The sequence below is a fragment of the Vibrio sp. 2-1-2a genome, assembly GCF_032648565.1.
In the GTDB taxonomy this organism is placed as follows: Bacteria; Pseudomonadota; Gammaproteobacteria; order Enterobacterales; family Vibrionaceae; genus Vibrio; species Vibrio diabolicus.
Window position 1 is genome coordinate 724,810 of the sequence record NZ_WBOH01000001.1, and the last position, 21,274, is coordinate 746,083.

Below are 21,274 nucleotides of genomic sequence, written 5' to 3' on the forward strand. Positions count from 1 at the left end.
TGTTTGTCACTCATTAAATTGCAATGTATACGTAGAAGTCGTTAAAAAATGTAATAACTATTATTAGAAGAGCTTATGTCAAACCAACATCAATATTTCGGCCATCCTCGTGGCTTGTTCTTATTGTTCGGTACTGAACTGTGGGAACGCTTTTCTTACTACGCAATGCGCGCCATTCTAGTACTTTACCTTACAGATACAACGATGAATGGCGGCCTTGGCTGGTCAACCAAAGACGCACTAGACCTATACGGTATTTATACTGGTCTTGTGTATATCACACCTCTTATCGGTGGTTACTTAGCGGATAACTATTTAGGTCAACGCCGTTCAATTTTGCTTGGTGGCGCGTTAATGGCTATCGGCCAGTTTACACTCGCACTTCCTGCTGACGCTCTGGGTATTGGTTCGCTACACAGTTTCTATTTAGGTCTTGGTCTGCTTATCACTGGTAACGGCCTCTTTAAGCCGAATATCTCAACCATGGTTGGCGATTTATATAAAGAAGGTGACAACCGTCGTGACGGCGCATTCACTATCTTTTATATGGGTATCAACTTAGGTGCGTTACTTGCCGGCGTCGTTTCTGGCTCTGTGACAACCTCTTACGGTTGGAAAGCCGGTTTTGTGGCCGCAGGTGTAGGTATGATTATTAGCTTAGTGATGCAAATGGTGCTAGCTCAGTCTTGGCTTGGTGACATCGGTCGCGAGCCCGCAGCAAAACGAGATCTAAGCAACAAAAACTCCACCACGAAGCAACCCCTAACGAAAGAAGAAGTAAACCGACTAAAAGTAATTTTGGTCATGAGCTTATTCACTATCGTCTTCTGGGCTGGCTTTGAGCAGGCCGGTGGCCTAATGAACATCTACACTCAACAATATACTGATCGTATGATTGGTGGTTTTGAAGTACCTGCTGCGTGGTTCCAATCGCTAAACCCATTTTTCATTATTACCCTAGCACCAGTTCTGGCGGTCCTTTGGGTAAAACTGGGGAAACGCGAACCTACGTCACCAGTGAAATTTGCGATGGCACTATTTTTCTTGGCAATTGGCTTCCTATGTATGGTTGGCGCTGTGCTAGAACAAGGTGGAGACACAACGGTAAAAACATCAATGTTGTGGCTGGTGGGTGCTTTCTTCTTCCACACCTTGGGCGAGCTGTGTTTATCTCCAATTGGTCTTTCACTGGTAACCAAGTTAGCACCGCTTCGCTTAGCTTCACTCATGATGGGTGCATGGTTTGGCTGTAATGCGATTGCAAACTACGTTGCGGGCTATGTGGGGTCTCACGTAGGAGAATTGGGCGCAATGGCTATCTTTAGTGGCATTGCCGTCAGCGCTACCGTGAGTGGTGTAATCCTACTTCTATTCTCGAATACGCTCGTTCGCTGGATGCATGGTGCAGAGAATACTCACAGCACAGCAGAACAAGTCGAAGAGCAGCAAGTACAAGTCGCTTAATCGCTCTACAAAAAAGGGTCGCTTTTGCGACCCTTTTTTGTACCTAAAGCTTAGAGTGAACTAACTCAGCCATCATTTCTATATGAAGCTCACTATCGTTCAAACAAGGAATGTAGGTAAAGTTTTCACCACCTGCTTCAAGGAAAATCTCTTTACACTCTTCCGAGATCTCTTCCAACGTTTCTAAACAATCCGAAGAGAATGCTGGTGTCACTACATTGATATTTTTTACCCCTTTTGCAGGAAGTGCCTCTAGGGTTTTATCGGTATAGGGCTGTAACCACTCTTCTCGGCCAAATCGAGACTGATACGTCATACCTATCTGTTGCTCGTTTAACCCTAACGCTTCAGCGAGTAAGCGAGTCGTCTCTTCACAGTGCTGAGGGTAAACATCTCCATTATCAGCGTAACGTTTTGGAATACCGTGATAAGAACATAGCAAGTAGTCTCCCTTACCATACTCTTGCCAATGTTCACGAACTGAATGCGCTAACGCTTCAATGTATTTCGGGTGATTGTAGTAATCCCGAATAAAGCTAAAGCCCGGCATCACGGGCAGGTTTTTAAACGCTTTAGTTATTCCGTCAGAAACCGCTGCCGTTGTTGTGCCCGAGTATTGCGGATACAAAGGTAAAACGATGACTTCCTCTACCCCTTTAGCCAACAGCGCTTCAAAACCTGATTGCAAACTTGGATTTCCATAAGTCATGCCAAGTTCGACTGGCATATCAAGCTTTTGAGCCAACTTTTCTGTTTGACGCTTAGAGTACACCATCAGTGGCGAGCCCTCTTCCATCCAAACTGATTGGTAGAGTTTAGCAACCTTGGGAGCTCGGATTGGAAGGATAACGCCGTGCAATAGCGGACACCAAAGCCATCGAGTCATGTCTACCACTCGGTGATCATGAAGAAACTGACTTAAAAAGCGCTTTACGGCAGGAGCGGTTGGTGCGTCAGGAGTACCCAGGTTCACTAGGAGTACACCCTGTTTATTATTCTCTTTCATAACATCCTATTCATGGTAAACGGCTTGGTTCATATACTTAAATAGCCTCACGGCGCTGCATCGCTGACACTTGAAGTCATTTAGATATATGTTTACGAGTAAACTAAAAAAAGCGACCACTTGGGTCGCTTTCAATATATCAAAATATTAATTTTTTGACTTCAGCAAATTACGAGAGTGCTTTCTCGATATCTGCACTAACTTCAGCTACTTGCTTAGTACCATCAAACTTAAGGTACTTAGTGTTGCCTGCTTCAGCTTCTTTACCGTAGTAGTTGATTAGTGGTGCAGTTTGCTCGTGGTAAACACCTAGACGTGCACGTACTGTTTCTTCTTTGTCGTCATCACGAACAACAAGATCTTCACCAGTTACGTCATCTTTACCTTCCACTTTAGGTGGGTTGTAAACAACGTGGTAAGTACGACCAGAAGGAAGGTGAGCACGACGACCTGCCATACGCTCAACAATCACATCATCTGCAACGTCAAATTCGATAACGTAGTCTACATCAACGCCCATTTCTTTTAGGCCGTCAGCTTGAGGAATAGTACGTGGGAAACCATCCAGTAGGAAACCGTTCGCACAGTCTTCTTGAGCGATACGCTCTTTGATAAGTCCAAGGATGATTTCATCAGAAACTAGCTGACCAGCGTCGATAACAGCTTTAGCTTGTTTACCAAGCTCTGTACCTGCTTTGATAGCAGCACGAAGCATATCACCAGTAGAGATTTGTGGAATACCGTATTTTTCCATGATGAAGTTTGCTTGTGTGCCTTTACCTGCACCTGGAGCACCTAGAAGAATGATGCGCATGATTTATCCTCTTTAATATTTAAGATTTATACCGAAGCTCACAATAGCTGGGCTTCTTAGACATCAAACCCGAGAAGCACTCGCAACGATAAGTTTCGGTATAACGTATATAGGCGAGCAAAAATACACGCCTTATTACTCACATTCAAGTCGCAGATTCTATCACAGGTTCGCCGCGCAAAGAGTGTATTAAGACTAAAGAATGTTAACGATACCCTCTTTCACGCCCTATTGATTATTAACTCAACACCTGAGATGCAAAATTTTGCGACAACAAACAAAAAGCTCGCGAAATGCGAGCTTTTTGATGTACTGAGGTTATTACACCTTAGTCAAAAGTTTATTAACAGCTCCTAAGAACTCCGTTGGGTCCTCAATTGAGCCTCGCTCTGCAAGCATTGCTTGACCAAGCAGGACTTCTACCCAACGACCAAATGCCTCTTCATCCGCTTCGTCAGCCATGCGCTTAACCAGCTCGTGCTCAGGGTTTAGCTCAAAGATGTACTTCACTTCTGGCACTGCCTGACCCGCCGCTGCAAGAAGCTTCGCCATTTGAGTGCCCATTTCGTAATCGTCCGTTACCACAACAGCAGGTGTAGACGCGAGTTTAAAGGTCGTACGAACTTCTTTCACACGATCACCTAGGTAAGACTTCGTGCGTTCTACAACCGACTTAAACTCTTCTTCAGTTTCTTTCTGCTTCTCTTTTTCTGCTTCATCTTCAAACTGACTTAGATCGAGCCCAGCTTTTGTGATTGACTGGAACTGCTTGCCGTCAAACTCAGTTAAGTAGTTCATCAGCCACTCATCAATGCGGTCGTACATCAAGATAACTTCAATGCCTTTCGCTTTGAACTGCTCTAAGTGAGGGCTGTTTTTCGCAGCTGCATAGCTGTCTGCCGTCAAGTAGTAGATCTTATCTTGACCTTCTTTCATGCGCTCAACGTAAGCAGCTAGACCCACGGTTTGCTCCGCAGAATCCACTTCAGTTGAAGCAAAGCGCAATAAGCCTGCAACTTTCTCTTTGTTTGCGAAGTCTTCTGCCGGACCCTCTTTCATCACAAGACCAAACTCTTTCCAGAATGATTGGTATTTCTCTTCATCATTCTTAGCCATGCGCTCTAACATCGTTAGCACACGCTTAGTACAAGCATTACGTAGAGACTGAGTCACTTTGTTATCTTGTAAGATCTCACGCGATACGTTGAGTGGCAAATCATTGGAGTCTATCAAACCACGTACAAAACGTAGGTAAGACGGCATGAACTGCTCTGCATCGTCCATAATGAACACGCGTTGTACGTATAGTTTCAAACCTGATTTGTGGTCGCGGTTCATCATATCCCATGGCGCTTTAGATGGGATGTAAAGCAAGCTCGTGTAATCGTTTTTACCTTCTACACGGTTATGGCTCCAAACCAATGGATCGGCAAAGTCATGTGATACGTGCTTGTAGAACTCTTGATACTCTTCATCTGAGATATCCGATTTATTACGCGTCCACAGAGCTTGAGCTTTGTTGATTTGCTCCCACTTCTTCTCATCCGTTTCTTTGCCTTCGTCATCGCGAACAACCGTTTGGATGGAAACTGGGATGCCAATGTGATCCGAGTACTTGCTGATCACATCACGTAGACGCCATTCATTTAGGAACTCTTTACCTTCTTCACGCATATGAAGAATGATGTCAGTACCACGCGATTCTTTAGTGATGTTTTCGATGGTGTACTCACCTTCACCGGCTGAGTGCCATTGTACTGCTTCATCAGCGGCTAGGCCCGCAGCACGAGTACGTACGGTGACGGCATCAGCAACGATAAACGCCGAGTAGAAACCAACACCAAACTGACCAATAAGCTGAGAGTCTTTGCTCTGCTCTTCAGACAGTTTCGAGAAAAACTCTGCGGTCCCGGATTTTGCAATCGTACCTAGGTGCTCGATCACATCATCGCGGCTCATACCGATACCGTTATCAGAAATGGTTAAGGTATTTGCGCTTTCATCAAACGACAGTTTCACGCAAAGATCTGCATTACCTTCATATAAGTCTGGGTTAGATAGCGCTTGGAAGCGCAGCTTGTCCGATGCATCTGATGCGTTAGAAATCAGCTCGCGCAAAAAGATCTCTTTATTTGAATAAAGAGAATGGATCATTAAATGCAGTAGTTGTTTTACTTCTGATTGAAAACCACGAGTTTCTTTGTTTTGAGATACGGTTTCGCTCATGTGTGCTCCATAACATCTAAACTAATTGGTTTTTTCATGGAGATAAGTTTGTGACTTTCCCCTTGAAATTACCTTACTGAGATGTCATTTAACATGTGGCTGACAAATGTAAATTCAAGGTCAATATTGCTAAAAACGGTGTTTTTTTAGAAAAATTTAATTATCCTACCAGCCTAAAAGCATCTAAAATGTCGTGCGCACTCCATGCGCTTCGGTAATTTTGTGACATAAATCACTATAATTACAACATCATCCATCTAAGAAGAACTAAATGACTAACATCGGCACCAAATTTCTACTTGCTCAAAGGTTCACCTTTGATCCAAATAGTAATTCGCTCGCTGACCAACAAAACGGCAACGACGTTGTACGATTAGGAAGCAACGAAAGCCGTATACTTCTGATGTTGGCAGAGAGACCAAACGAAGTTTTAACCCGTAACGAGCTTCACGAGTTTGTTTGGCGTGAGCAAGGTTTTGAGGTGGATGACTCAAGCCTGACTCAAGCGATCTCTACTCTGCGTAAGATGTTGAAGGACTCAACAAAATCTCCAGAGTTTGTTAAAACGGTTCCTAAACGCGGTTATCAACTCATTTGTTCAGTGGAACGCTTAAGCCCATTATCTGCTGACTCTAATACTGACGTTGAAGAAGCCACTTCTGAAAATGAAGCGCACGCTGCGGAAATAGAAACAAGTGACGCGCCGTCAACAGAAGCGGCGGCAGACACCACGACTGAAGTAGAGCCTCAAGTAGAACTACCTAAGGCACAGCCAAAACCAGCAGCTAACACTAATAACTGGCTGCCGCGTATGATCGTTCTTTTGTCTCTACTGCTTCCTATTTGTGTATTGCTATTCACCAATCCTGCAGAATCCCAATTCCGTCAGATTGGTGAGTATCAAAATGTACCTGTGATGACGCCAGTGAACCACCCGCAAATCAATAGTTGGTTGCCGTCCATTGAGCAGTGCATTGAACGCTACGTAAAATACCATGCAGAAGATTCAATGCCGGTAGAAGTGATTGCTACAGGTGGCCAGAACAATCAGCTGATTCTGAACTACATTCATGACAGTCAACATTCATATGAGAACGTGACATTGCGTATTTTCGCTGGTCAAAATGACCCAACCGATATCTGTAAATAAGGAGGCCAGAATGAAGATAAAATTAGCATCTGCGGTTTTGGCCGTATCCGTTCTTTTCAGTGGTTGGTTATATTGGGGTAGCGACCTAAAAGTGGAACAGGTCCTCACTGCCAATGAGTGGCAGTCAACCATGGTGACGGTCATTACAGACAGCTTGCCTGACGATCCTGTCGGCCCACTGCGTCGTGTTAATGTTGAATCAAATGTGAAATATCTCCCTAATGGAGACTATATTCGCGTAGCAAATATCAAACTATTCGCTCAAGGTTCAACGGCAGAATCCACGATTAATATCTCGGAAAAAGGGCGCTGGGAAGTAAGTGACAACTATTTGTTGGTTTCGCCTTCTGAGTTTAAAGATATTTCATCTTCTCAATCAAAAGACTTCTCCGAAGCACAGCTACGTTTGATCACTCAAATCTTTAAGCTTGATGCTGAGCAAAGTCGCCGTATTGATGTCGTGAACGAAAAAACGCTATTGCTCACTAGCTTGAACCACGGTTCTTCGGTGCTGTTTAAAAACTAACTTTGATTTGATGATAAGGGGGCAAGACGCCCCCTTTATTTTGCTTATGGATTGGCTAGATACCCTCACCCTCTTTTTCGGCTCACTTATCGCCAATACTCTGGCTTCGCTTTCTGGCGGCGGTGCAGGCTTACTTCAATTCCCTTTGCTCATCTTTCTCGGCTTGCCATTCTCAGTTGCACTGGGGACACATAAAGTGGCCTCCGTCGCTTTAGGCTTAGGGGCAGCAAGCACACACTTAAAAGCAGGCACAATTAAATGGAAGATAGCGCTCTACCTTATAGTCTCTGGCAGCATTGGCGTAGTCTTAGGGGCGAACCTAATTGTCCAAATACCTGATGGTATGGCGGAAAAAATGCTAGGGAGCATGATTCTCGCGCTCGGCATCTATTCACGGTTTAAGAAATCGTTAGGCCAAGAAGAAATAATACGTAACCGTCACCCAATCGGTTGGGTCATCGGCGGTGTCGGACTAATGCTCATCGGTATCATCAACGGGTCGCTGACCGCAGGTTCTGGTCTGCTCGTGACATTATTTTTAGTTCGCTGGTTTGGGTATAACTATAAACAAGCCGTTGCTTACACCATGATTTGTGTCGGCCTGTTTTGGAATGGCATTGGAGGCATTGCCGTCGTCCAAGCTGGCGCTCCGATACATTGGGCTTGGTTGCCTGTTTTATTGTTAAGCTCATTTCTAGGCGGCAGTTTAGGCGCATGGGCCGCGACTCGATACAGCAACCGAGTGATTAAAATTGCATTCGAAATTCTCACGTTTGCCGTGGGCATCAAGTTGCTAGTTTAAACCGATTAAAAGGAAAGTTTCATGGATAAAGCAATCATTGATATTTATTACTGCCGCCAATGCAACTGGATGTTGCGTTCAACTTGGCTATCGCAAGAACTACTGCATACTTTTAGCGAAGAAATAGAAACGATCAGCTTACACCCAGATACGGGTGGTCGCTTCGAAATTTTCTGTAATGGCCAGCAAATTTGGGAACGGAAAAAAGACAGCGGCTTTCCTGAAGCAAAGGTGCTAAAACAGCGCGTAAGAGACATTATCGACCCAGAACGCGATTTAGGACATTCAGACACAAAATAGGGAGCAATTCGCTCCCTATTTTTTTACTCAGTAAAACCGTTAAATCATGGTTTGTGCTAAGACTTCGCCTTCTGGCGTTTTTACCGTTAGCGTATTGTCTTCTAAAGTACCAAAGCTTCTTGGTAAACCATTACGTGGAAATGTCATCGAGCCTGGGTTAAATATAATGGCTCCATCTTGCATCTCTGCGACAGGAACATGCGTATGACCGTGGGCGATGATATCACCTTTACGCAGTGGCGGCCGTTTTTCAGAGTTGTACAAGTGACCATGAGTCAAAAAGATTCTCTTGCCAGATTCAAGTAGCACCCACGAGTAATCCATCATCATTGGAAACTTCAATAGCATTTGGTCCACTTCACTATCGCAGTTACCACGCACAGATATAATTTGATCACTGTATTGGTTCAATAGCTCCGCCACCTGCGGTGGGTTGTAACCTTCTGGAATCGGGTTTCTTGGCCCGTGGTTTAGCGTATCCCCCAACAAAATCAGGTGCTCCGCACCAGAGGCTAAAAATAGCTCAATAGTTTCTTTAGTTGCTGGCAAAGAGCCATGCAGATCTGAGGCAAAAAATAGTTTCACGACATCGTCTCCTCACAAAGTACGAGGTCATTCTACGGCATTTTTATGACAGCTCAACCAACGACTACTGATAGCGCAATGATTCAATGACCATAGGCAAAATATAGAACCATGCGGCATACGCAGTTCCAACCAACACCAGTATCCAAAACACCATCGACATAAATTTTGACTTAGCTAGGTGGTGCAGCGGGTCTGGCTCTCCGCATCCTGGACATGCGTGAGCGCGCTTTGAGATTTGTTTCTCACACACAGGGCAAGAGACTAAAGGCATGATACAAATTCCTCGACAATAGACTTAGGGCGCAAAGAATAATGGTGAATTAACACATATGCAACCTAACATATATTAAATATTTTAGTTCTTTGTAACAGTCGCTGACTTGAGAAAAAATGCGTTGATTTTTCATTTATATCAACCTATTACACTTCTTCTCGCACCATGCCATTAATGACAATATTGTTATAACTCACCATGCCAATGACCTCCCCATCTTCAATGACAGGAGCTCGGCTAATGCCAAATCGTTCAAATAGGCGCGCACAATATTTCACATTCATATCAGGGTCGACACACAAAGCGGGCTTGGTCATGATCTCATAAATATTCGTGCGCTGTGGAGAGCGATTATTCGCCAGCACCTTTTTGGCGATATCATTCATCAAGACGATGCCATATTCATCGTTGTCATCTCGCTTTTTCACCACCAGCGCTTTGACTTGGTATTTTTTAGCCAACGTTATGCCTTCATAAACTGTCATTAGCCCATCAACCATGACATAAGTAGCCGCCATTACATCTCGAACTCTAATTATCGTTTGACTGCTCATAACTCATCCTCGACCACTTTGGTCAACGTCTCTACTTGATGCGCGACACCGACTGCATCCTCAATATCGATCTGAATAGCAATGCCCTGCCCCGACTCTCGGTCGAACTCACCAACTTCATTGATGGTTTCTAATATGTGTCGAGAAAGGTGCTCCTCAACGACAAACAGCAGCACATCTTTTTGTACTTCCAGCGTTAAGCCAAAAAACGTTCGCTTTTGATTTAAACCTTGTCCACGAGCGTTATTAATCACCGTCGCACCAGTCGCGCCAGATTCGCGAGCAGCGTCCAGTACCTTGTCTGTTTTGCTGTCTTCAACAAACGCAAGTATCAATTTAAAGCGCATTTTCTTCGTCCTCCGAGACATCTTTATTCAGCCATTGGGTTATTTGCGCATAGCCCATCACAGAGATCATAGGAAACAGACTGGCAAAAGCGATCAAGCCAAAGCCATCAATCATTGGGTTTCTTCCTGGGACGGTAGAAGCAAGCCCCAGTCCTAGTGCGGTTACAAGCGGAACAGTGACAGTAGAAGTCGTGACGCCTCCAGAATCGTAGGCGAGTGGAACAATAAGCTTTGGCGCATAAAACGTTTGAATCACAACCACGATGTAACCCGCAATGATGTAATAGTGAATAGGGTCACCGACAACAATCCGATAGCTCCCTAGCGCGATGCCAATGGCTACCCCAAATGCAACGGCCACGCGTAAGCCGTTAATACTGATGCTGCCACCAGAAACTTGGTTTGCTTTTATCGCTACGGCTATGAGAGAAGGCTCAGCAATCGTGGTACTAAAACCGATAAAAAAGGCGAAGGTATACACCCAATAGTAGTCGACCCACACTAAGGCTTTTCCCACAGAGACTTTAAACTCTTGTAAAAATTCCGGCGCCGTCAGTTGCACGGCCATGGTCTCTCCAAGCGGAAACAGAGCCATTTCTAATCCGAGCAAAAAAAGAGCGAGCCCAAGAATCACATAAAAAAAGCCAAGCAAAACCTTCTTAAGGTTGTTAACTGGACGCCTTAACACCGCTAACTGAAAACCAAAAATAATGCTGGCGATGGGAATGACATCTCGAACGGTCGATAATAAAGTGTCTAGGAAATGTTCAATTGAAATCATGTTACGACCATTCCGTAAACCATCACAAACATCATCGGTAGCAGCGAGGCAAAAGCGATCAAACCAAAACCATCCACCATGGGGTTGCGCCCTTTAATCGCCGATGCTAAACCAACCCCTAGTGCAGTGACCAAAGGCACGGTGATAGTCGACGTCGTCACACCTCCAGAATCATAAGCAACGCCAATAATGGCTTCAGGTGCAAACCACGTCAGGACTACAACGCCGACGTAGCCGCCGATGATCATGTAATGAATTGGCCACCCTTTTAAGATGCGCAGAACGCCAATAACGATGGCGATCCCCACAGAAAGTGCCACCGTTACTCGTAGCCCTTGTCCATAATCCTGCATGGATTGCTCTGAGTTTGTGATCATCCCGCCTTCTGCCGCAACTTCTGATGCTTCTTCTGCTACGGCCGTTAATGCAGGCTCGGCGATCGTGGTGCCAAAGCCTAAACAAAACGCAAAAACTAACAACCAGAACACGCTGCCTTTTTTTGCAAAGGCTTGAGCCATACTCTCTCCGATAGGAAAAAGACCAAGCTCTAGACCAAAAATAAAAAACGTTAACCCTAAAACCACAAGCAATAAGCCAAAAAGAATGGAGATGAGATTAGGAAGTGGCTCTTGCAAAACAACTAATTGAAAAAAAGTGATAACAACAACGATGGGTAGCAGATCACGAGCACTATTAAGGAGCGCTCGAAAAAGAGCAACAAATGCTTCCATACCTATCCTCCTTGATGGTGCAAACTGATTACGCTTGTTCCGGTAGCGATGTTTCTAGTCTGGCATAGATTTAGTTCTCCTACCGTGAACGAATTAGCGCCATGCATAACATTTAGTTACATTTTTTCAATATGTGAAGTCAGTAGCCTCGCTACAGGCTTGCCACTATCCTAGAAATAATAGTGTTGAGATGATCAAGCTCAGCACAAAACGACTATAATGTTCTAATACGTGTACATTCAAAGAGATAACATGAAGATATTACTCACAGGTGGCACCGGGTTTATTGGTTCGGAGTTGCTCAAGCTGCTATCCACTCACCAAGTTCTGCTACTTACACGCTCTCCGGAGCAAGCAAAACAACGCCTCCAACACGCTGATTTGGGTAATATCGAATACCTTGACTCGCTTGAGTCATTCGCCGACCTCAATCACATTGATGCCATAATTAATCTTGCGGGTGAGCCTATCGCAGATAAAAGATGGACCAGCGAGCAGAAAGAAAAAATCTGTAAAAGTCGCTGGAAAATTACCGAACAAATCGTTGAGCTGATCCACGCCAGCACAGAACCTCCCGCTGTTTTTATTAGTGGCTCGGCCGTTGGTTACTATGGCGATCAACAAGACCATCCGTTTGATGAGTGCCTGCATGTTAACAGTGAAGACTTTCCTCACGAGGTTTGTGCCAAGTGGGAGCAAATAGCCAAACGCGCAGAGTCTGAACAAACACGTGTTTGTCTATTGCGAACTGGCGTAGTACTCGGCCTTAATGGCGGGGCTTTGGCGAAAATGCTCTTACCTTACAAACTTGGCGTAGGCGGCCCGCTCGGGAACGGTAACCAGTACATGCCTTGGATTCACATTCTGGATATGGTCCGCGCCATCATGTACTTGCTTGAAACACCACATGCCCACGGTGCGTTCAATATGTGCGCACCTCACCCTGTGACTAACCGTATCTTTAGCGGCACGTTGGCAAAAACGCTCAAACGACCACATATCTTGTTCACGCCTAAATGGGCAATGGAACTCCTAATGGGTGAATCTTCCTGCTTATTGTTCGATAGCATGAGAGCAAAACCCAAAAAGCTCACCGAACTTGGCTTCAAATTTAGCTACTCCAGAATAGAGCCAGCACTCAAGCACTTGCTTCATGACCGGAGCTGATGAATGATGACCTCATTCAATGTTTCTTGAGGCTTAATTTATGAAAAAGTCGATTCTTATTACGGGTTGCTCAACCGGTATCGGTTACGTGTGCGCTCACGCCCTGCAAAACGAGGGATTTCATGTCATAGCATCTTGTAGGAAAGAGCAAGATGTCCAACGTCTAATTAATGAAGGGCTAACCTGCATCAAGCTAGACCTAAACAGCCCTGAAAGTATTTCTTCGGGCGTGAAGCAAGCATTAGAGCTAGCAGAGGGTAAGCTTTATGCCGTGTTCAATAATGGTGCCTATGGCCAGCCCGGTGCATTGGAAGACTTGCCCACCGAGGCTCTTCAAGCTCAATTTCAGACCAACTTTTTTGGTTGGCACCAGTTAGTCAGAGAAGTGCTTCCTCACATGCGCATACAAGGCGAAGGACGCATAATACAAAACAGTTCTGTTCTTGGCTTTGCTGCAATGAAGTACCGCGGCGCCTACAATGCGTCAAAGTTTGCCCTAGAAGGCTGGACTGACACACTACGGCTAGAGCTTGCGGATACGAATATCAAAGTGGCATTGATAGAACCTGGGCCTATCGAAACTCAATTTAGAAATAATGCATTAAAAGCCTTCGAGAAGTGGATTGATATTGAATCCAGCCCTCACCGCCTCGCCTATGAAGGACAAAGAGAGCGACTCAACAAAGACAAATCTAATAATCGATTTGTTTTACCTGCAGAGTCCTGCGTCGCACCTGTTCTTCATGCATTAACTAGCGCTTCACCTAAAATTCGCTATCGAATTACTACGCCGACTAAATTATTCGCAGTCTTGAAAAGGTTATTACCAACCCGTGTGCTTGATAAAATTTTGCGACAAGCTGCATAAAAAAGTTTTGTCACAATGTAATTTCATCGTAACAATGTGATGTCATTATGAGCATGTAGGTTAAAAAAACCTCGAGCAAACGAATCAATTTCTACGCAATTCAGCGGGGATTCTTTCGCCTAAAGTGATTGAGTTGCTTAGATTTGGTATCGCCACCCATTACGTTTTGTAGCAATGTTTTTACTACTGCGAGGCAACAATGACATTAAATCAGCTTAACTGGCTTAGTGTGGGTGTAGTGTTGACCATGTTCATCCTATTTTGATACCGCACTAACAAATAGCATTAGAACTGCGCTGCTTCGGCAGCGTTTTCTTTTTGCCTTACACCTATTCAGCAGTAACACTATTCTCTTACCGCATCCTTTCACAAAATAGAATGATTCATTATTGATGACGATTAGCAACCATCGCTTGAATTTCCCTTAAATCAACTCCATATCTATTATCAACGACAAGACACAAAGCAAGGATACTCTGATGCAATCCCCATTTATCGTTGAGATAACAGAACAGAACTTTCGCGAAACTCTTGAAGGATCAATGAACACGCCCGTTCTGATCCACTTTTGGGCCAATGCTCAACCAGAAAGCGCACAGATACTCCCTGAGTTGCAATCTCTTGCTCAACAGTACAACGGTGCATTTACGCTTGCTTTATTAAATTGTGAAGATCAGCCGGCTCTAGCGTCTCAATTTGGTGTGCAAGTATTGCCAACTATCGCGCTGTTTATAAATGGTCAAGCCGTCGATGGATTGGGTGGCCCTCAGCCAATTGATGCCATTGCAACCATGCTACAAAAGCATTTGCCAAGCCCAGATGAACAGCTATTAAAGCAAGTCAGTGAACTTCTTCAGCAAGGTGAACATGCTCAGGCTTTAAGCATCATCCACACTTTGCCGCCAGAACTGCAAGAGCGTGGCGATGTGAAACTCGCGATGGCTGATTGTTTATTAGAAACCAAACAATTTGATGTAGCCCAAGAGCTACTGAACGCTATCCCTCTTGAGTATCAAGATAACTACTACAAGAGTCTAATAGCCAAGCTCGAGCTGCATTTGCAGGCTGCAGATAGCCCTGAGTTACAACGACTAGAACAAGCATACGCAGCAGACATGGCAAACTTCGAACTTGCTTGTGAATTGGCGGTACAGTACAACCAAGTGGGTCGTGATGAAGAAGCGCTGGAACTGCTGTGGAATATTCTTAAAAAAGACTTGGGCGCCCAAGACGGTGAAGTGAAGAAGACTTTTATGGATATTCTCAGCGCGCTAGGTCAAGGCAACGCATTAGCAAGCAAATATCGCCGTCAGCTGTATTCGATTCTGTACTAACTCGCTGAAAAGCGAAACTTCAACTAAAGGCCGGATATTCCGGCCTTTGTTATATAAAAAACCAATAACCTCTTAAGGTTCTCAGAACTTCAATTGTCTATTGTCTATAAATAGGTAAAAATGAATCGGACATTATGCACTTAAGGGAATAACTCATGCCAATTGATTCACTGATTACCATCGGTATTTTCGTCGTTCTTGCTGTAGTTATCTTATCTTCAGCCATTAAGACGGTGCCGCAAGGAAATAACTGGACAGTCGAACGCTTCGGACGCTACACCCATACGCTAAAACCCGGCTTAAACTTGATCATCCCATTTGTTGATAAGATAGGGCAAAAAGTCAACATGATGGAGCGCGTTCTTGATATTCCAGCGCAAGAAGTTATTTCAAAAGACAACGCTAACGTGGTTATTGATGCCGTCGGATTTGTTCAAGTCATCGATGCTGCCAAAGCGGCTTATGAAGTCAACGATTTGGAACATGCCATTAGAAATTTAACTCTCACCAATATCCGCACCGTTTTAGGCTCAATGGAGCTGGACGAAATGCTGAGTCAGCGTGACATGATCAACTCCAAGCTGCTGGCAATTGTTGACCAAGCCACCAACCCATGGGGTGTAAAAGTCACACGAATTGAAATAAAAGATGTCCAGCCACCATCCGATCTAACGGCGGCGATGAATGCTCAAATGAAAGCCGAGCGAAATAAACGTGCGGAGATTCTCGAAGCAGAAGGGGTACGCCAAGCTGAAATTTTAAAGGCTGAAGGTCATAAGCAATCGGAGATATTAAAAGCTGAGGGCGAAAAGCAGTCTGCTATTCTCCATGCTGAAGCTCGTGAACGCGCCGCACAAGCAGAAGCAAAAGCGACTTATATGGTTTCTGAAGCTATTGCCAAAGGCGATATGCAAGCCGTCAATTACTTCATTGCTCAGGGCTATACCGAAGCGATCAAAAGCATTGGTCAAGCCGAAAACGGCAAAATCATTATGCTTCCATTAGAAGCGACCGGACTAATGGGCTCGGTTGCTGGGATAGCAGAGATGTTTAAACAACAAGATAAAGAATAACTTATGGACTTTTTCAGTTTGCTGGAAGGCGTCTCTTTCTGGCATTGGCTAGCCTTCGGTTTTGCACTTCTAGCGGTAGAGCTACTTGGGACGGCGGGATATTTTCTCTGGCTCGGAGTTTCTGCACTTATCGTTGGGGCACTAATGACCGTTTTGCCAATGAGCTGGCAATTACAATGGCTTTGCTTTGCAAGTTTCAGCTTAATCACCACTTGGTTATGGTGGCGACGACAATGGTCTAAAGACAAGAAAGAAGACCAAGAAAGAGATCTGAACCAAAAGTATAAGCAGTTAATCGGACGCACACTTACCATTGAAGAGGACTTTTCTGTTGGGCTCAATCGTATCAAGGTTGCCGATACCACGTGGTCGGCACAGTCGGATCAAGCACTTCCAGCAGGAACGCGCGTTAAAATAAAAGATATCGATGGTATTATTTTAATCATTGAGCCTGATTCTAAGTAATTTATGCCAAAGTAATGGGGCAAACTATGCTCCATTACTTTAATCTAAACAACCGCTTTCATTTCATTGATTTAATTAAAATCGAACAAAAAATAAGTAGCAGCAATATTATTAATATCCTACCCTCTTCTTCCAATTATTTAATTCTTCATCATACGATAATCAATAAGATAGAAATATATCGATATAAATTATCTTTCTAAATTTATTTTAAAAAATAAAACTTTATTGAATTATTTTTTGATCTTTCCCCCCCCCCATACATACTTAACGCATAAGCATTTAAGTTGAATGCTTTTTATTTGGTAAGTAAGAGGATGTACTATGAAGAAACTTCTCTTTTTAATGTTATGCGGTATCTTTTCTTTTTCTTCCTTTGCCTACACCAACGGAAATGGTGGTACAACTAATTTAGGACCGATAGTCGAATGTAAATTGCCAAGTGGTGATGTCACTAACATTCCAAGTGAAATGTGTCGATTTAGAGGCGGAGAATGGAACTAATATAGAAGTCAGTAGTTAGTTCGATATAAGTAAACTATTGATACCTTACTTTTCAGTAAAGTCATTATTTACCCAAGCAAGTAGATATTCAATGTCTACATTAAGGTGATGATTATGAGATTTTTAGCTGGTCTATTGTTAGCATGTTTTGCCCTAGCTCCATTAACTACTCATGCCAATGGTGCTTCAGGTGGACGTACGCTAGCCCCAGAGATAAAGTGTGAGTTACCAAACGGTAACGTGCATATGTTACCGCCGTTATATTGCAAAATATATGATGGTCGAGAAGTAAAATAAAAAAGGAGCCTAGCGGCTCCTTTTTATCATCTCACTAAGTATTAGTGGAAGCTGTAAGGGATAAGAACTTGTAGACGTAGGTCTGTTTCATCCGCATCACCAGCACCAGCGTACTCATCGCGCTCTAGGATTGTACCGTGTAGACGGATCGTAGAACCTTTCAGTGCGCCACTCTGTAGAGAGTAAGATACTGTCGCGTTAACTGCGTATTCACTTTCGTAATCCCAGTCACCTGATGCACCGCTTGCTGCAGAATCAGCACCAGTACCGTAACCAAAGCCTAGGTAGTAGTTCCAGCCGTTACCTTGGTTGTACGATAGACGGTTGTACCACGCTAGCTCACCCGCTTTGTTCCAGTCAGACAGTGCATCCCACCACTGAGACCAAGTACCGTTGTTCATACCGTAAGTATGAATTGTACGTGGAACGAAGTCAGCACGGTTGTCTGTGTCTGTGTAGCGTAGCTCAGACATCCAAGCTAGCTTGCCGAAAGATTGATTCAAAGATAGACCAGTGTGGAAACCTAGACCATCGTATTTCACATCATCGTCAACACCGTAGAAATCAAATGCTAGAGTTGTACGGTCACTCACAGTGTACTTCAAGTAAGCCTTGTAAGAAGTGTTGTCAGTTTCGTTGTGGTAGCTAGTTACTTGACCTGCACCCCAGTCGATACCATTTGCATATTGAACGCCAGTAGCTTGACCCAAACCAAGTTGCATAAACAAGCTGTCAGTTAGGTTACCGTTTAGGCCTAGAGAGTGTAGGTAGCTCCATGAAGTATCAGACCAAAGCGCTGGCGCGTAGTCATCTTCGTGAAGTAGCCAAGGTGCTGTAAATTGGTCTGCACCAAAGTAGCTTAGGTTGAAATCACCTAGTTTAGCGTTCAGTTCGAAACCACGGTAAGTACCAGGTACGAAACTCCAAACGTTACCAATAGTACCGTTACCACCCGCTTGTAGCATACCAAAGCGCGCGTTGAAGCTTTCGTTTGCTTTGAACTTCAGTGCTGCTTTGTAAACTTTAAGCTGTTGACCATCACCTGCACCCCAGTCTAGGTTGTTACAAGTTGAAATTTCGTTACATAGGTAGCCTTCGTTTGAATTGTAAAGGCTATCGTTGTAAAGGTCGCCAGAATAGTAAGCCGCAACATCTGCACCAACCCAACCATCATGGTAGCCAGAAGTAAAGTCTAAAATTGCGTTGTAAGAAGAGTAGTTTAGACGACTCCAACGGTCACCGTTTTCACCGCCAGGCTTACCTGTTGTACGAGTACGAGAACGAGTATCAACTAGAAATAATGCATTAAGACTAGAGTCTTGCATAAATTCGTTCACTTTCTCTACGTACTCGCCACCTGCTGCACTTTCAGTAGACGCTGTAGCTGGAGCAACAGCAACAACACCAAACATTGCTGCGGTTAACGCTGAAACCTTAAAAAATTTGTCCATGGAAAAACTCCTAAAAATGGATATAGCTGTATTTTTCTATCTCACCTTTAGTTGGCCGCCGAAGGAGAGAAGTAAATTCCTGATCAAACCTCATTATTTCTAATTTGGCTTTTTTTAGTTCCTGCATACACACCGTGTATCCACGTGATTAAGACTAACTTCGCAGCTAAAAACATCCAAACGGAACTTATTTTTTTTCTAAAAAAATATGAGCCAGTCCAAAGTTCCATATAAGTTGTTGATCCAGATCTTACTTTTAACAACACCAACACAAAAAGACAGTTAAACATTAAATATCAATAATTTAAATCACACCCTAGAACTCCAACTTGAAGTCACTCGCAGACTAAAGAAGTAAAAAACCTTAATAATTCAATGGGAGATCTTGATCACTGAAAAGATAAAAAGCATAAAAAACTCAATAAAAAAGCTCTTAATTATGGGCAAAAAAAAGCCCGACATGCTTACCATGTCGGGCCTTTAGTTATTTTTTAGCTTTTTTGATGAGACTTAATTCATCAACTCGAGTAAGTCTTGTTCTGTTTTGATCTCGATACCCAGTTCTTGTGCCTTTGCCAACTTCGAGCCTGCATTTTCACCAGCAAACAAAATATCCGTTTTCTTAGAAACACTACCTGTCACTTTTGCACCTAGGGATTGGAGGGCTTCTTTAGCCTCTGTGCGACCTAATTGAGAAAGTGTTCCTGTCAATACGACCGTCTTACCTTCTAACGGTAGCTCCCCTACCTGCTCAGTAGTATTAATCTCTGGCCAGTGGATGCCTTGTTCAAGCAAATCTTTAACCACTGCTTGGTTCTGCTCTTCACTGAAGAAAGTCGTAATATGTTGAGCAACCACAGCACCGATGTCTTGCACTTCAATTAACTGCTCTTCGTTAGCATTTTGGATGGCTTCCAACGTTTTAAAGTGCATTGCTAGGTTTGCGGCGGTTGCCTCGCCAACTTCACGAATCCCAAGCGAATACAAAAAGCGAGGTAACGTTGTCTCTTTTGATTTTTCTAACGCATTCACAATGTTCTGCGCAGACTTTGGCCCCATGCGATCTAATACCGTTAAAATCCCCGCAGATAACTTAAATAAGTCAGCAGGAGTTTTCACCATCTCACGGTCAACAAGTTGCTCGATCACTTTATCGCCTAGACCGTCAACGTCTAACGCTTTACGAGACACAAAGTGTTTTAGCGCTTGTTTACGTTGGGCTTGGCAAACTAAGCCACCCGTACAACGTGTTACCGCCTCTCCTTCGATCCGTTCAACATGCGAACCACAAACAGGACACTGAGTTGGAAAAATAATATCTCGCGCTGTTTCTGGTCGACGCTCTTTGATGACAGAAACGACTTGAGGAATAACATCACCCGCTCGACGAATCACAACGTGATCACCGATCTTAACTTGCAGACGTTCTATCTCATCTGCGTTATGAAGCGTCGCATTACTTACCGTTACCCCGCCAACAAATACAGGCTCTAGTTTAGCAACAGGTGTAATCGCACCAGTACGACCGACTTGGAATTCCACCTCATTCAACGTCGTCATTTCTTCCTGAGCCGGGAATTTGTAGGCAATCGCCCAACGTGGAGCGCGAGCAACAAATCCAAGACGCTCTTGCACGGCAATATCGTCAATTTTAATGACGACACCATCGATCTCATAAGGAAGGGCATCACGACGCTGCAAGATATCTTGGTAGTAAGTTTTTACATCTGCCAAGCTTTCAACTCGCTTGGTCTCCGGGCACATTGGTAATCCCCAAGATTTAATTTGCAAGAAGCGTTCGTAGTGACTTGCCGCCAATTCAGCGCCTTGCACCACGCCCACACTGTATGCATAGAAGCTAAGCGGACGAGAAGCCGTAATGCGTGAATCCAATTGTCGTAAGCTACCAGCCGCAGCGTTACGTGGGTTGACAAAGATTTTTTCGCCTTTCTTCCTTGCTAATTCATTGAGCTTTTCAAACCCAGCTTTCGGCATAAAGACTTCACCACGAACTTCAAGACGATTTGGCCAGTCATTACCTCTGAGTTTTAAAGGAATGGCTTTAATCGTGCGAACATTCTCTGTGATGTTCTCGCCGGTAGTGCCATCACCTCGTGTTGCCGCCTGTACTAACACTCCGTTCTCATACAGTAAACTAACTGCGAGTCCATCCAATTTCGGCTCACAACAGTATTCTTTCACACTCTGACTGCTCACCCGCTCTTGTGCTCGCTTATGGAAACTATCAAGTTCGCTGTCATCAAACGCATTATCAAGCGAAAGCATCGGTACTTCATGTGTCACTTGGCTAAACGCAGAGAGAGGTTGTCCACCGACACGTTGACTTGGTGAATCTACGGTAATTAAATCAGGGTTCTCAGCTTCAATATCCAGGAGCTCTCGCATTAAACGGTCGTACTCGGCATCAGGGATCTCTGGGTTATCTTCCACGTAGTAACGCACAGCGTGGTAATGCAACGACTCTTTTAGTTCTTCTAATCGCTGAAGTACTGATTCAGACATAGTAAAGCCCCGTGTATTTTCAATCGGTG

The 21,274-nt window shown here is 44.1% G+C and carries 22 protein-coding genes; 11 read left to right on the forward strand and 11 right to left on the reverse strand.

Annotated features, from left to right (window positions below):
• The first annotated feature begins 75 nt into the window (after positions 1 to 75).
• Complete coding sequence (locus tag F7Y48_RS03360; protein WP_005393058.1) at positions 76 to 1,464, forward strand: peptide MFS transporter; 1,389 nt, start codon at positions 76 to 78, stop codon at positions 1,462 to 1,464.
• A 43-nt stretch (positions 1,465 to 1,507) separates the two neighbouring features.
• Here F7Y48_RS03360 and hemH read toward each other — a convergent pair whose 3' ends face one another.
• The 3 genes from hemH to htpG all read right to left on the reverse strand — a co-directional run bounded on the left by hemH (position 1,508) and on the right by htpG (position 5,510).
• On the reverse strand, positions 1,508 to 2,470 hold the full coding sequence (gene hemH, locus F7Y48_RS03365) for a ferrochelatase (RefSeq protein ID WP_104974378.1): 963 nt from the start codon (positions 2,468 to 2,470) through the stop codon (positions 1,508 to 1,510).
• 169 nt (positions 2,471 to 2,639) lie between these two features.
• Entirely contained in the window at positions 2,640 to 3,284 is a 645-nt protein-coding gene (adk, locus tag F7Y48_RS03370) for an adenylate kinase (protein WP_005393061.1), read from the reverse strand.
• Positions 3,285 to 3,605: 321 nt separating this feature from the next.
• On the reverse strand, positions 3,606 to 5,510 hold the full coding sequence (gene htpG, locus F7Y48_RS03375; RefSeq protein WP_005393063.1) for a molecular chaperone HtpG: 1,905 nt from the start codon (positions 5,508 to 5,510) through the stop codon (positions 3,606 to 3,608).
• 271 nt (positions 5,511 to 5,781) lie between these two features.
• On the opposite strand from htpG, the gene F7Y48_RS03380 reads away from it, so the two are divergent.
• From F7Y48_RS03380 to F7Y48_RS03395, 4 genes are read left to right on the forward strand one after another with little or no spacing between them, the layout of a single operon-like run.
• A complete protein-coding gene (locus F7Y48_RS03380; protein WP_005393065.1) occupies positions 5,782 to 6,660 on the forward strand; it encodes a transcriptional regulator in 879 nt (292 codons plus the stop codon).
• Between the two features lie 10 nt (positions 6,661 to 6,670).
• Positions 6,671 to 7,186 (forward strand): transmembrane regulator ToxS, encoded by a 516-nt coding sequence (toxS, locus tag F7Y48_RS03385; protein WP_005393067.1) that lies wholly within the window; start codon positions 6,671 to 6,673, stop codon positions 7,184 to 7,186.
• Between the two features lie 46 nt (positions 7,187 to 7,232).
• Positions 7,233 to 7,988 carry a sulfite exporter TauE/SafE family protein gene (locus F7Y48_RS03390; RefSeq protein WP_005393069.1) on the forward strand — a complete coding sequence of 252 codons (756 nt, stop codon included), beginning with the start codon at positions 7,233 to 7,235 and terminating at the stop codon, positions 7,986 to 7,988.
• Positions 7,989 to 8,009: 21 nt separating this feature from the next.
• A complete protein-coding gene (locus F7Y48_RS03395; RefSeq protein WP_005382088.1) occupies positions 8,010 to 8,288 on the forward strand; it encodes a SelT/SelW/SelH family protein in 279 nt (92 codons plus the stop codon).
• A 39-nt stretch (positions 8,289 to 8,327) separates the two neighbouring features.
• Here the strand turns inward: F7Y48_RS03395 and yfcE are convergent, their stop codons facing one another.
• The 6 genes from yfcE to F7Y48_RS03425 all read right to left on the reverse strand — a co-directional run bounded on the left by yfcE (position 8,328) and on the right by F7Y48_RS03425 (position 11,563).
• Positions 8,328 to 8,873 carry a phosphodiesterase gene (gene yfcE / locus F7Y48_RS03400; protein ID WP_301576937.1) on the reverse strand — a complete coding sequence of 182 codons (546 nt, stop codon included), beginning with the start codon at positions 8,871 to 8,873 and terminating at the stop codon, positions 8,328 to 8,330.
• 64 nt (positions 8,874 to 8,937) lie between these two features.
• The gene (locus F7Y48_RS03405; RefSeq protein WP_005393073.1) at positions 8,938 to 9,147 is read right to left on the reverse strand and encodes a hypothetical protein; all 210 of its coding nucleotides are present in this window, start codon (positions 9,145 to 9,147) and stop codon (positions 8,938 to 8,940) included.
• Positions 9,148 to 9,296: 149 nt separating this feature from the next.
• Positions 9,297 to 9,704 carry a CBS domain-containing protein gene (locus tag F7Y48_RS03410; protein ID WP_005393075.1) on the reverse strand — a complete coding sequence of 136 codons (408 nt, stop codon included), beginning with the start codon at positions 9,702 to 9,704 and terminating at the stop codon, positions 9,297 to 9,299.
• Complete coding sequence (locus F7Y48_RS03415) at positions 9,701 to 10,051, reverse strand: P-II family nitrogen regulator (protein ID WP_167426810.1); 351 nt, start codon at positions 10,049 to 10,051, stop codon at positions 9,701 to 9,703. Before F7Y48_RS03415 ends, F7Y48_RS03410 begins: the two co-directional genes overlap by 4 nt.
• Complete coding sequence (locus tag F7Y48_RS03420; protein WP_047009540.1) at positions 10,041 to 10,832, reverse strand: DUF1538 domain-containing protein; 792 nt, start codon at positions 10,830 to 10,832, stop codon at positions 10,041 to 10,043. The genes F7Y48_RS03415 and F7Y48_RS03420 overlap by 11 nt, the downstream gene beginning before the upstream one ends.
• Complete coding sequence (locus tag F7Y48_RS03425; protein WP_046874270.1) at positions 10,829 to 11,563, reverse strand: DUF1538 domain-containing protein; 735 nt, start codon at positions 11,561 to 11,563, stop codon at positions 10,829 to 10,831. The genes F7Y48_RS03420 and F7Y48_RS03425 overlap by 4 nt, the downstream gene beginning before the upstream one ends.
• Before the next feature lie 252 nt (positions 11,564 to 11,815).
• Between F7Y48_RS03425 and F7Y48_RS03430 the strand changes: the two genes are divergently transcribed.
• From F7Y48_RS03430 to F7Y48_RS03455, 6 genes are all read left to right on the forward strand, one after another.
• Positions 11,816 to 12,730: a TIGR01777 family oxidoreductase gene (locus F7Y48_RS03430; protein ID WP_258508222.1), complete on the forward strand. Its 915-nt coding sequence runs from the start codon at positions 11,816 to 11,818 to the stop codon at positions 12,728 to 12,730.
• Positions 12,731 to 12,770: 40 nt separating this feature from the next.
• On the forward strand, positions 12,771 to 13,598 hold the full coding sequence (locus F7Y48_RS03435) for an SDR family oxidoreductase (RefSeq protein ID WP_182036760.1): 828 nt from the start codon (positions 12,771 to 12,773) through the stop codon (positions 13,596 to 13,598).
• Positions 13,599 to 14,077: 479 nt separating this feature from the next.
• Positions 14,078 to 14,932: a co-chaperone YbbN gene (locus F7Y48_RS03440; protein ID WP_048626123.1), complete on the forward strand. Its 855-nt coding sequence runs from the start codon at positions 14,078 to 14,080 to the stop codon at positions 14,930 to 14,932.
• 155 nt (positions 14,933 to 15,087) lie between these two features.
• On the forward strand, positions 15,088 to 16,005 hold the full coding sequence (locus F7Y48_RS03445; protein ID WP_005393087.1) for an SPFH domain-containing protein: 918 nt from the start codon (positions 15,088 to 15,090) through the stop codon (positions 16,003 to 16,005).
• 3 nt (positions 16,006 to 16,008) lie between these two features.
• Positions 16,009 to 16,470 (forward strand): NfeD family protein, encoded by a 462-nt coding sequence (locus F7Y48_RS03450; RefSeq protein ID WP_012842052.1) that lies wholly within the window; start codon positions 16,009 to 16,011, stop codon positions 16,468 to 16,470.
• Between the two features lie 324 nt (positions 16,471 to 16,794).
• Entirely contained in the window at positions 16,795 to 16,974 is a 180-nt protein-coding gene (locus F7Y48_RS03455) for a hypothetical protein (RefSeq protein WP_074191004.1), read from the forward strand.
• Between the two features lie 338 nt (positions 16,975 to 17,312).
• Here the strand turns inward: F7Y48_RS03455 and F7Y48_RS03460 are convergent, their stop codons facing one another.
• Both F7Y48_RS03460 and ligA read right to left on the reverse strand, forming a co-directional pair.
• Positions 17,313 to 18,722 (reverse strand): hypothetical protein, encoded by a 1,410-nt coding sequence (locus F7Y48_RS03460; protein WP_006742721.1) that lies wholly within the window; start codon positions 18,720 to 18,722, stop codon positions 17,313 to 17,315.
• 510 nt (positions 18,723 to 19,232) lie between these two features.
• The gene (gene ligA, locus F7Y48_RS03465) at positions 19,233 to 21,245 is read right to left on the reverse strand and encodes an NAD-dependent DNA ligase LigA (RefSeq protein WP_316681034.1); all 2,013 of its coding nucleotides are present in this window, start codon (positions 21,243 to 21,245) and stop codon (positions 19,233 to 19,235) included.
• Positions 21,246 to 21,274: the final 29 nt, after the last annotated feature.

Excerpts from the sequence above, each read along its gene's own strand:
- F7Y48_RS03360 (WP_005393058.1), top strand. The coding sequence starts at position 76 with ATGTCAAACCAACATCAATATTTCGGCCATCCTCGTGGCTTGTTCTTA.
- F7Y48_RS03430 (WP_258508222.1), top strand. The coding sequence starts at position 11,816 with ATGAAGATATTACTCACAGGTGGCACCGGGTTTATTGGTTCGGAGTTG.
- F7Y48_RS03450 (WP_012842052.1), top strand. The coding sequence starts at position 16,009 with ATGGACTTTTTCAGTTTGCTGGAAGGCGTCTCTTTCTGGCATTGGCTA.
- F7Y48_RS03440 (WP_048626123.1), top strand. The coding sequence starts at position 14,078 with ATGCAATCCCCATTTATCGTTGAGATAACAGAACAGAACTTTCGCGAA.
- F7Y48_RS03455 (WP_074191004.1), top strand. The coding sequence starts at position 16,795 with ATGAAGAAACTTCTCTTTTTAATGTTATGCGGTATCTTTTCTTTTTCT.
- hemH (WP_104974378.1), bottom strand. The coding sequence starts at position 2,470 with ATGAAAGAGAATAATAAACAGGGTGTACTCCTAGTGAACCTGGGTACT.
- F7Y48_RS03425 (WP_046874270.1), bottom strand. The coding sequence starts at position 11,563 with ATGGAAGCATTTGTTGCTCTTTTTCGAGCGCTCCTTAATAGTGCTCGT.
- ligA (WP_316681034.1), bottom strand. The coding sequence starts at position 21,245 with ATGTCTGAATCAGTACTTCAGCGATTAGAAGAACTAAAAGAGTCGTTG.
- F7Y48_RS03460 (WP_006742721.1), bottom strand. The coding sequence starts at position 18,722 with ATGGACAAATTTTTTAAGGTTTCAGCGTTAACCGCAGCAATGTTTGGT.
- F7Y48_RS03420 (WP_047009540.1), bottom strand. The coding sequence starts at position 10,832 with ATGATTTCAATTGAACATTTCCTAGACACTTTATTATCGACCGTTCGA.
- F7Y48_RS03395 (WP_005382088.1), top strand. The coding sequence starts at position 8,010 with ATGGATAAAGCAATCATTGATATTTATTACTGCCGCCAATGCAACTGG.
- htpG (WP_005393063.1), bottom strand. The coding sequence starts at position 5,510 with ATGAGCGAAACCGTATCTCAAAACAAAGAAACTCGTGGTTTTCAATCA.
- toxS (WP_005393067.1), top strand. The coding sequence starts at position 6,671 with ATGAAGATAAAATTAGCATCTGCGGTTTTGGCCGTATCCGTTCTTTTC.
- F7Y48_RS03410 (WP_005393075.1), bottom strand. The coding sequence starts at position 9,704 with ATGAGCAGTCAAACGATAATTAGAGTTCGAGATGTAATGGCGGCTACT.
- F7Y48_RS03445 (WP_005393087.1), top strand. The coding sequence starts at position 15,088 with ATGCCAATTGATTCACTGATTACCATCGGTATTTTCGTCGTTCTTGCT.
- F7Y48_RS03405 (WP_005393073.1), bottom strand. The coding sequence starts at position 9,147 with ATGCCTTTAGTCTCTTGCCCTGTGTGTGAGAAACAAATCTCAAAGCGC.
- F7Y48_RS03380 (WP_005393065.1), top strand. The coding sequence starts at position 5,782 with ATGACTAACATCGGCACCAAATTTCTACTTGCTCAAAGGTTCACCTTT.
- F7Y48_RS03390 (WP_005393069.1), top strand. The coding sequence starts at position 7,233 with ATGGATTGGCTAGATACCCTCACCCTCTTTTTCGGCTCACTTATCGCC.
- F7Y48_RS03415 (WP_167426810.1), bottom strand. The coding sequence starts at position 10,051 with ATGCGCTTTAAATTGATACTTGCGTTTGTTGAAGACAGCAAAACAGAC.
- adk (WP_005393061.1), bottom strand. The coding sequence starts at position 3,284 with ATGCGCATCATTCTTCTAGGTGCTCCAGGTGCAGGTAAAGGCACACAA.
- F7Y48_RS03435 (WP_182036760.1), top strand. The coding sequence starts at position 12,771 with ATGAAAAAGTCGATTCTTATTACGGGTTGCTCAACCGGTATCGGTTAC.